Source organism: Pseudomonas sp. KK4 (genome assembly GCF_001984065.1).
Taxonomy (GTDB): Bacteria; Pseudomonadota; Gammaproteobacteria; order Pseudomonadales; family Pseudomonadaceae; genus Aquipseudomonas.
The window spans coordinates 1-7,828 of sequence record NZ_LYVP01000177.1 but is presented as its reverse complement, the minus strand read 5'-3'; the positions used below and the strand labels follow the sequence as shown (position 1 = coordinate 7,828).

Annotated in this window: 8 protein-coding genes; 6 read left to right on the top strand and 2 right to left on the bottom strand. The window is 62.2% G+C overall.

Translation table 11 applies throughout. From position 1 onward, the window contains the following. Positions 1-312 precede the first annotated feature (312 nt). Positions 313-1,164 (top strand): CAP domain-containing protein, encoded by an 852-nt coding sequence (locus B0W55_RS27890; protein ID WP_077049126.1) that lies wholly within the window; start codon positions 313-315, stop codon positions 1,162-1,164. A 60-nt stretch (positions 1,165-1,224) separates the two neighbouring features. Here B0W55_RS27890 and B0W55_RS27885 read toward each other — a convergent pair whose 3' ends face one another. Beyond that, on the bottom strand, positions 1,225-2,235 hold the full coding sequence (locus tag B0W55_RS27885) for a GlxA family transcriptional regulator (protein WP_175645582.1): 1,011 nt from the start codon (positions 2,233-2,235) through the stop codon (positions 1,225-1,227). Between the two features lie 207 nt (positions 2,236-2,442). Here B0W55_RS27885 and B0W55_RS27880 point away from each other — a divergent pair, with 207 nt between their 5' ends. The 4 genes from B0W55_RS27880 (at position 2,443) to leuD (ending at position 5,323) form a co-directional block, all read left to right on the top strand. After that, on the top strand, positions 2,443-2,784 hold the full coding sequence (locus tag B0W55_RS27880) for a hypothetical protein (RefSeq protein ID WP_077049125.1): 342 nt from the start codon (positions 2,443-2,445) through the stop codon (positions 2,782-2,784). A 54-nt stretch (positions 2,785-2,838) separates the two neighbouring features. Further along, complete coding sequence (locus B0W55_RS27875; RefSeq protein WP_077049124.1) at positions 2,839-3,168, top strand: SDR family NAD(P)-dependent oxidoreductase; 330 nt, start codon at positions 2,839-2,841, stop codon at positions 3,166-3,168. 124 nt (positions 3,169-3,292) lie between these two features. Further along, positions 3,293-4,714, top strand: a complete 1,422-nt coding sequence (gene leuC / locus B0W55_RS27870) for a 3-isopropylmalate dehydratase large subunit (protein WP_077049123.1) — start codon at positions 3,293-3,295, stop codon at positions 4,712-4,714. 3 nt (positions 4,715-4,717) lie between these two features. Then, complete coding sequence (gene leuD, locus B0W55_RS27865; protein ID WP_077049122.1) at positions 4,718-5,323, top strand: 3-isopropylmalate dehydratase small subunit; 606 nt, start codon at positions 4,718-4,720, stop codon at positions 5,321-5,323. 118 nt (positions 5,324-5,441) lie between these two features. Here leuD and B0W55_RS27860 read toward each other — a convergent pair whose 3' ends face one another. Continuing rightward, complete coding sequence (locus B0W55_RS27860; protein ID WP_077049121.1) at positions 5,442-6,359, bottom strand: LysR substrate-binding domain-containing protein; 918 nt, start codon at positions 6,357-6,359, stop codon at positions 5,442-5,444. 242 nt (positions 6,360-6,601) lie between these two features. On the opposite strand from B0W55_RS27860, the gene B0W55_RS27850 reads away from it, so the two are divergent. Then, positions 6,602-7,828 (top strand): 2-hydroxycarboxylate transporter family protein (locus B0W55_RS27850; protein WP_077049119.1); only part of this gene is annotated, 1,227 nt, incomplete at its 3' end.

Sequence of the window (7,828 nt, the reverse complement as noted above, 5' to 3'; positions counted from 1 at the left end):
TCTGCCGGCCCTATCGCTGGCAGGCCAGCTCCCACAGTTGATTGGGGTGTCGGCGGAATTTGCGTCCACCGAAGATCCCGTGTGGGAGCGGGCTTGCTCGCGAAAGCGGTGGGTCAGGCGACATTGATGTTGGACAGGCCGGCCCCTTCGCGAGCAAGCCCGCTCCCACAAAAAACAGTGTCGCTCCCTACCCTTCGTCGGACACCCGCCTGCCGGCTCACCCAGGCCGCGAACCTTGTATCAAGACGCCAGTCATACCTCGGCGATTTTCCCCGCTCCCATTGTTGTCACCTCATTCGAGTTGTCCGTCCCATGCGCCACACTTTGCGCTTCACTTCGCTGTGCCTGTCTGCCCTGCTTCCCTTGCTCGCCAACCCCGCCCATGCCGGTGCGGAGCGCGAACTGGTGGAAGCGATCAACGATTACCGCGTCCATCCCCGGGGCTGCGAGCGGCGGCCCACGCAACGTTTAATGCCCCTGGCGTTGAAACCCAGCCTGGCGTTGCCCATCGGTTACGGCGGCGGGTTGCGTGATCGATTGAAGGATTCGGGGTATCAGGCGGTGTCGGTGCGCAGCCTCCGTGTGGTGGGTGCGCAGGATGCCGAAGAAGCGTTCGACCTGCTGGCGGACGAGCACTGCGCGGCCTTGCTCGACAGCCAGTACGCCGACATTGGCGTCAGCCGCAGCCGCGGTGAATGGCAAGTGGTGCTGGCGCGGCCGGTGCTGGACAGCCAGATGAGCGACACACGAAGTGTCGGCAAAACCCTGCTGGTCCAAGTCAACGCCGCCCGGGCCAAACCACGGATGTGCGGTCGCCAGCGCTTCGCCGCCGCACGGCCATTGAGCTGGAATGCCAGCCTCGGCGCCGCTGCCCAGGGTCACAGCAAGGCGATGGCGTACGGCAACTATTTCGCCCACCAGGACCCCGACGGCGACACCGCCGTCGACCGAGCCCGCGCCGCCGGTTTCCGCGGCCGGCAAATCGGCGAAAACATCGCCGCCGGCCAGGGCTCACCGAGCAAGGCCATGGCCGGCTGGCTGGCCAGCCCCGGGCACTGCGCCAATTTGATGAACCCGATGTTCACCCAGGTGGGGGCCGGTTATGCGACCGAGGCGCGCAGTGATGAAGGGGTTTACTGGACGATGATGTTTGGCGCGCCTTGAGTCGAGGCACACGATTGACCGTTCCCACACTCCGCGTGGGAACGATCTTTGCTGAGATCGTCACTTGACCAAACGCGTCTCCTTCGACGGTCGATAACCGAAATACGAGCTGTAGCACTTGCTGAAATGGCTCGGCGATACGAACCCACAGGCCACCGACACCTCAACGATGCTCAACGTGGTGTGCTGCAACAGGCGTCGGGCTTCGGTGATGCGCAGGTCCATGTAATAGCGCTGCGGGGTGGTGCCCAGTTGTTCCTTGAACAGGCGCTCGATCTGGCGGCGGGAGCGGCCGGCGTATTCGCAGAGGGCTTCCATCTCCAGCGGTTCTTCGAGGTTGGCGTCCATCAGGTTGACCACTTCGCGCAACGGGCCGCAGACCGAGGCGTTGAGTGATGGCTTGATGCGACGGTAACGGGAGGCCTCGAAGGCGAGGATGTCTTCGATGCCGTCGGTCAGCGCTTTGTCGTGCAGGCCGCGGATCCATTCCAGTGCCATATAGAACGTGCCGTTGGGGCTGGAGGCGGTCAGGCGGTTGCGGTCCACCACGTAGGCTTCGCTGGTGACCTGGGTCAGTTTGGCGATTTCCGCCAGGGCCGGGCGGTGTTCGGGGTGGATCGCGCAGCGGTAGCCGTCGAGCAGGCCGGCGCGTCCCAGGAACCAGGCGCCGTTCCAGATGCCGGCCAGGGTGACGCCCTGTTCAGACGCGTCTCGCAACAGATCGATCAGCGCCTCGTCGGCCTTGAGCTCCGTGCGGTAACCGCCACACACCACCAGCAGATCCAACGCCTGAATTTCGCTGTGACTGAGGCGGGCATCGGGGCGAATCACCAGGCCCAGATCGCTGATCACCTCGCCTTCGCTCAAGCCAAAGGTTTTCGTGGAAAACAGCTCCGGCCGCAGCAGGTTGGCGGTGATCACCGTATCCAGCGCCTGGGTGAACGCCGGCAGGGAGAAATGTTCCAGCAACAGAAAGCCTGCCCGGGCGCGAACCGACTGCCCCTCATGCTCATTGAGATAGCGCAGGTTCTTGCCTTTCATGGCCCCGCTGAACTCGCGTCGATCGACCAATGCACGCCTCGCTTTGTCCTGATCATTGTTGTTATCGGTAATTGTATCTCTGTGTATCTCGCCCAGCGTTAGATACGCAACGCCCGATTTGGCGTCATTCAAGCACACATCCTCGATACACCCGAGCGTTTAACTATGAACACCCGCCAGCCCCCCCCAGGTGCCGCGGTTGACCCACTCAAACATTAAACGCAAGGAGCATCACCCATGATCAACTTCTCGAAATTCTCCTCACTGGCCCTTGGCCTGGCATTGGTCGGCGGTCTTGGCCTGGCGAACCTCGCGTCAGCCAACACCCCAAGCCCCGCTTCCCACAGCCAGATCCAACACCTGCTGGCCCAAGATGGCTCGGATCGGCTGCAACAAAACCGCGTCGCGGAATACGGCTCGGAAAACCTGCAAAAGGATCGCGTCGCCGAGGGCGGTTCCGATCGCCTGATCCAGAACCGGGTTGCAGAAGGTGGCGCCGATCGCCTCGACGCTCGACACAGTGCAATGACCGTAGCGGAAAACCGTTCCGAGTTCGGCTCGAAATACCAGCGCTATTGAGTTCCCGACACCCCATCCGCGTATGCCATCACTGTCGTTTTAGAGGGAGACCCGATGTCCAAGGTTTGGTTGATTACAGACAGCGCCAGCGGTTACGGCCGCCAGATGACCGAAGCGGCGCTTGCGGCGGGCCATTGCGTGCTGGCGACGGCACGCAATACCGACGGCCTGGCCGATCTGCTCACGAAATACCCCGCGCGGGTGCGGGCAATGGCGCTTGATGTCACCGATGAACTGCAAGGCGTGCTTGCCATGCAAACGGCGGTCGATGTGTTCGGACGGGTCGATGTGCTCGTGAACAATGATCGCTGGCAGGAGTTTTCGGTGCCCATCGATCAGGCGTCGGTGGAGCCGATTCCGGCAGCGCTCGGCTTGAGGCGATAAGCCGTAGATTATTCACACTCCGTGCGCAAAGCCTTCACTTTATGGCTCTTGATGCAAGATTCGCGGCGAATATGCTGTTCATACGCCTGCGTGATCTCGAACAAGTCAAACAAGAGCCCACCCCATGACTCGCCCAAGAACGCTCTACCAGAAACACATCGACAGCCACACCGTCTGCGAACTCGACGATCAGGGCCATGTGCTGCTGTACATCGATCGTCAGGTCGCCAATGAGTACACCAGCCCGCAGGCCTTCAGCGGCCTGCGCGAAACCGGGCGCAAGGTCTGGCGTCCGGCCGCGACCCTGGCTGTGGTCGACCATGTAAACCCCACCGCGCCCAATCGCATCGCCACCATGCCCGACGCTGGGGGTGCGCGGCAGGTGTCGTATTTCGCCGAGAATTGCCGCGGCTTTGGCATCGAACTGTTCGACGTACTGGACAAGCGCCAGGGCATCGAACACGTGGTCGCCCCCGAGCAAGGCTTCATCCTGCCCGGCATGGTGGTGGCCGCCGGCGACAGCCACACCACCACTTACGGTGCGTTGGGCGCGTTCGGTTTCGGCATCGGCACCTCGGAAATCGAGCACCTGCTGGCGTCGCAGACCCTGGTCTACAAACGCCTGAAAACACTGCGCGTGACGGTCAATGGCCCGCTCGGCGCCGGGGTGACTTCCAAGGACATCATCATGGCCCTGATCGAGAAGATCGGAGCCTCGGGCGCCACGGGTTTCGCCATCGAGTTTACCGGCCCGGCCATCACCGCCCTCAGCGTCGAAGCGCGCATGACCATTTGCAACATGGCCGTGGAAGCTGGCGCCCGCGGTGCGTTCATGGCGCCCGATGACAAGGTGTTCGAGTACCTGCGCAGCAAACCTCGCGCCCCTCAGGGCCAGTTGTGGGAACAGGCCGTGGCCAAATGGCGAAACCTGCATAGCGACGAAGGCGCCCTCTTCGACCGCGAAGTCACCCTGGATGTGGCCGCGCTGGAGCCGATGGTCACCTGGGGCACCAGCCCTGACCAGGCGGCACCGGTGGGTGGCCATGTCCCTGATCCCGCCCGCGAGCCGGACCTGATCCTGCGCCAGGGCATGCAGCGCGCCCTCGACTACATGGGCCTCGCGCCCGGCATGCCGCTCAGCGATGTGGTGATCAGCCATGCCTTCATCGGCTCCTGCACCAACGCGCGCATCGAGGACTTGCGCGATGTCGCCCGGGTGGTGCGCGGCAAACGAGTGGCGGCCCACGTGCGGGCGATGATCGTTCCGGGTTCGACCCTGGTGCGCAACCAGGCTGAGGACGAGGGGCTGGCGCAGATCTTTCTCGACGCCGGTTTCGAATGGCGGCAATCGGGCTGTTCGATGTGCCTGGCGATGAATGACGACGTGCTGGCTCCCGGCGACCGCTGCGCCTCCAGCACCAACCGCAACTTTGAAGGTCGTCAGGGCGCCGGGGCGCGCACCCACCTGATGAGCCCGGCAATGGTCGCGGCCGCCGCGATCACCGGGCATTTGACTGACGTGCGCGCGTTCGCGCTGGAGGCTTGAACCATGCAACCTTTCACCACGGTAAGTGGCAGCGCTGCGCCTCTACTGGCGTCCAACATCGACACCGATGTGATCATGCCCAAGCAGTTTCTCAAGGGCATCGATCGCCAAGGCCTGGATCGCGGCTTGTTCTTCGACCTGCGCTTTATGGAATCAGGCGAACCCAACCTGCAATTCATCCTCAATCAGCCAACCTGGAGCGACGCTGCCTTTCTGGTGGTCGGTCCGAATTTCGGCTGCGGGTCCAGTCGCGAGCATGCGGTGTGGGGCTTGAAGCAAGTGGGGATCAGGGCCCTGATCGGCAGCAGTTTCGCCGGGATCTTTTACGATAATTGCCAGCGCAATGGGGTGTTGGCGATTCAGCTGGACGAGGCGCAAGTGAAGCGTGTTGCCGAGGTGGTCAGTGTCGCGGCGACGGCGCGAATCAGCGTGAATCTGCCGCAGCAGACCATTGAATTGGCGGACGGCAGCGTGATTGCGTTCGAGATCGATGAGTTGCGCAAGCAGTCCTTGCTGCTGGGGTTGGATGCCATCGGGACAACGTTGCAGCGTGCCGAGCAGATCCGCGCGTTTGAGGCCAGGCACCTCACCGAAAATCCCTGGCTTTGACCCATCCCCCTGTAGGAGCGAGCTCGCTCGCGATGGACCTGAGAGCGCCGCAGGGTGTCAGGCTGCCATCGTTATCGTTGACGTCCATCGCGAGCGAGCTCGCTCCTACAGGGGGTGATCATTCGACCGAGAGGTCGCGGAAATAGGCTTCGAGGAATTCGACACATACGCGCAATTTCGCCGACTGGCTCAGCCGCGTCGGGTACACCGCCCACACGTTGGCGCTCTGGGTGTAGTCGTGCAGCACTTGCACCAGCCTGCCCTGCTCCAGCATCGGCCTGACGTCCCACATCGAACGCAACAGTATTCCGCCACCGCTCAACGCCCACTCCAGCACGATCTCGCCGCTGTTGGAGGACAACGGCCCGCTGACCCGCACCGATTCTTCCTGGCCGTTGCGCGTGAGGTTCCACACACCAAACGCGTTGTTGCGCTCCTTGAGCACCAGGCAATCGTGGTCTTTCAGGTCCTCCAGCGTGCGCGGCGTGCCCCGTCGTTGCAGGTATTGCGGCGTCGCACAGAGCACCCGCCGATTGCTCACCAACTTGCGTCCCAGATGCTGCCCCGGCAGGTCATCGCCGACGCGAATTTCCAGATCGAACCCCTCACCGACGATATCGACCACGCGATCGAACACGTCCAGGCGAATCTCCAGCTTCGGATAGGTCTGCGACAGTTTGCAAATGGCCGGCGCGACATGATTGCGGCCGAAACCGAAGCTGCTGCAGATGTGCAGCGAACCCATCGGCTGCTGCCGCGCCTGCGAGATCTCACCCACAAAATCATCAAAATCCCCGAGCAGCTTTTCCGCCCACACCCGCACGCGCTCACCATCGTCGGTCAAGGCAATACGCCGCGTGGTGCGGTGCAACAGGCGGGTCGACAGGGTCGTCTCCAGCACCGAAATGCGCTTGCTGATATAGGCCGGCGAGTAACCCAGCTCCTCGGCAGCGCTGGCAAAGCCATTTTTGCGCACCACGGTGAGGAACACCTTGAGGTCTTCGGGCAGGGGAAATTGATCACGATTCGTGTTCATACGCCTCATACTTGTGCTGTTTATCGCGTTATTTGCGAAGGATAACATCGATCTACCAGTTGGCAACGCGCCCTCAACGGTAGGAGCGAGCTCGCTCGCGATGGTCGTCAACGATGACGAGGTCAGCCTTGATGAACGCGATGTTCCAGCGTCCATCGCGAGCGAGCTCGCTCCTACAGGAAACCTGATTGACCGTAGTCCCTTCGAATCCTCGATAAAAACAAACAAGAGGAAATAGCGCCATGAACAAGCCCTATGAGCAGTCCCTGAACATCAAGAACACCGCCGATGCCGGGCTGCTGCAACGCCTGCGCACCTACGAAATCGGCGTCATCCCGCTGCCGATCTTTCTCGGCATCGCCCTGATCGTCTACCTCTCCGCGCACCTGGGTTTCCTGCCCAAGAACATGATCGGCGGCCTGGCCGTGATCATGACCATGGGCGTGTTCTTCGGCCAACTGGGCTCGCGCCTGCCGGTGCTCAAAGAGATCGGCGGCGGCGCCATCCTGTGTCTGATGTTGCCATCGATCCTGGTGTTCTACGGCTTCTTCGGCCCGGCCACCATTGATGCCACCAAGATGCTGATGAAGGACGCCAACTTCCTGTACTTCGTGATCGCCAGCCTGGTGGTCGGTAGCATCCTGGGCATGAGCCGCTTCATCCTGGTCCAGGGCATGTTGCGCATGTTCATACCGCTGCTGGTGGGCACCCTCGCCGCCGTCGCCAGCGGGCTGATCGTCGGCAAACTGGTGGGTTACAGCTTCCACCACACCTTCTTCTTCATCATCGTGCCAATCATTGGCGGCGGCATCGGCGAAGGCATCCTGCCGTTGTCGCTGGCCTACTCGGCCATCCTCAGCGGCACACCGGATATCTACGTCGCCCAACTGGCGCCGGCCGCCGTGGTCGGCAACATCGTCGCGATCATCTGCGCCGGTTACCTGGCTCGCCTGGCCCTCAAACGCCCGCACCTCAACGGCGAAGGCTCACTGATCCGCGCCAAGGCAGAGAACGACAAATTCCAGGTCAAGGAAGACACCGGCTCCCTGGTCGACTTCCGCGTCATGGGCGCCGGCGTGCTGGTGATCTGCGCCTTCTTCGTCCTCGGCGGCCTGCTGGAAAAAGTGGTAGGCATCCCCGGCCCGGTGATGATGATCCTCGCCGCCGTCCTCTTCAAATACGTGCGCGCCCTCCCGGAAAACCTCGAAAAAGGCGCCCACACTTTCTACAAACTGGTGTCCTCGGCCTTCATCTGGCCAGTGATGATCGGCCTGGGCATGCTCTACGTGCCGCTCGACAGCGTGGTGAAGGTGTTCTCGGTAGGCTACGTGCTGGTCTGCGTGTCGGTGGTGGTCTCGATGACCGTCGCCGGTTTTTTCATCGGCAACCTGATGAAGATGTACCCGATCGAATCGGCGATTGTGACCTGCTGCCATAGCGGGTTGGGCGGGACTGGGGACGTGGCGATC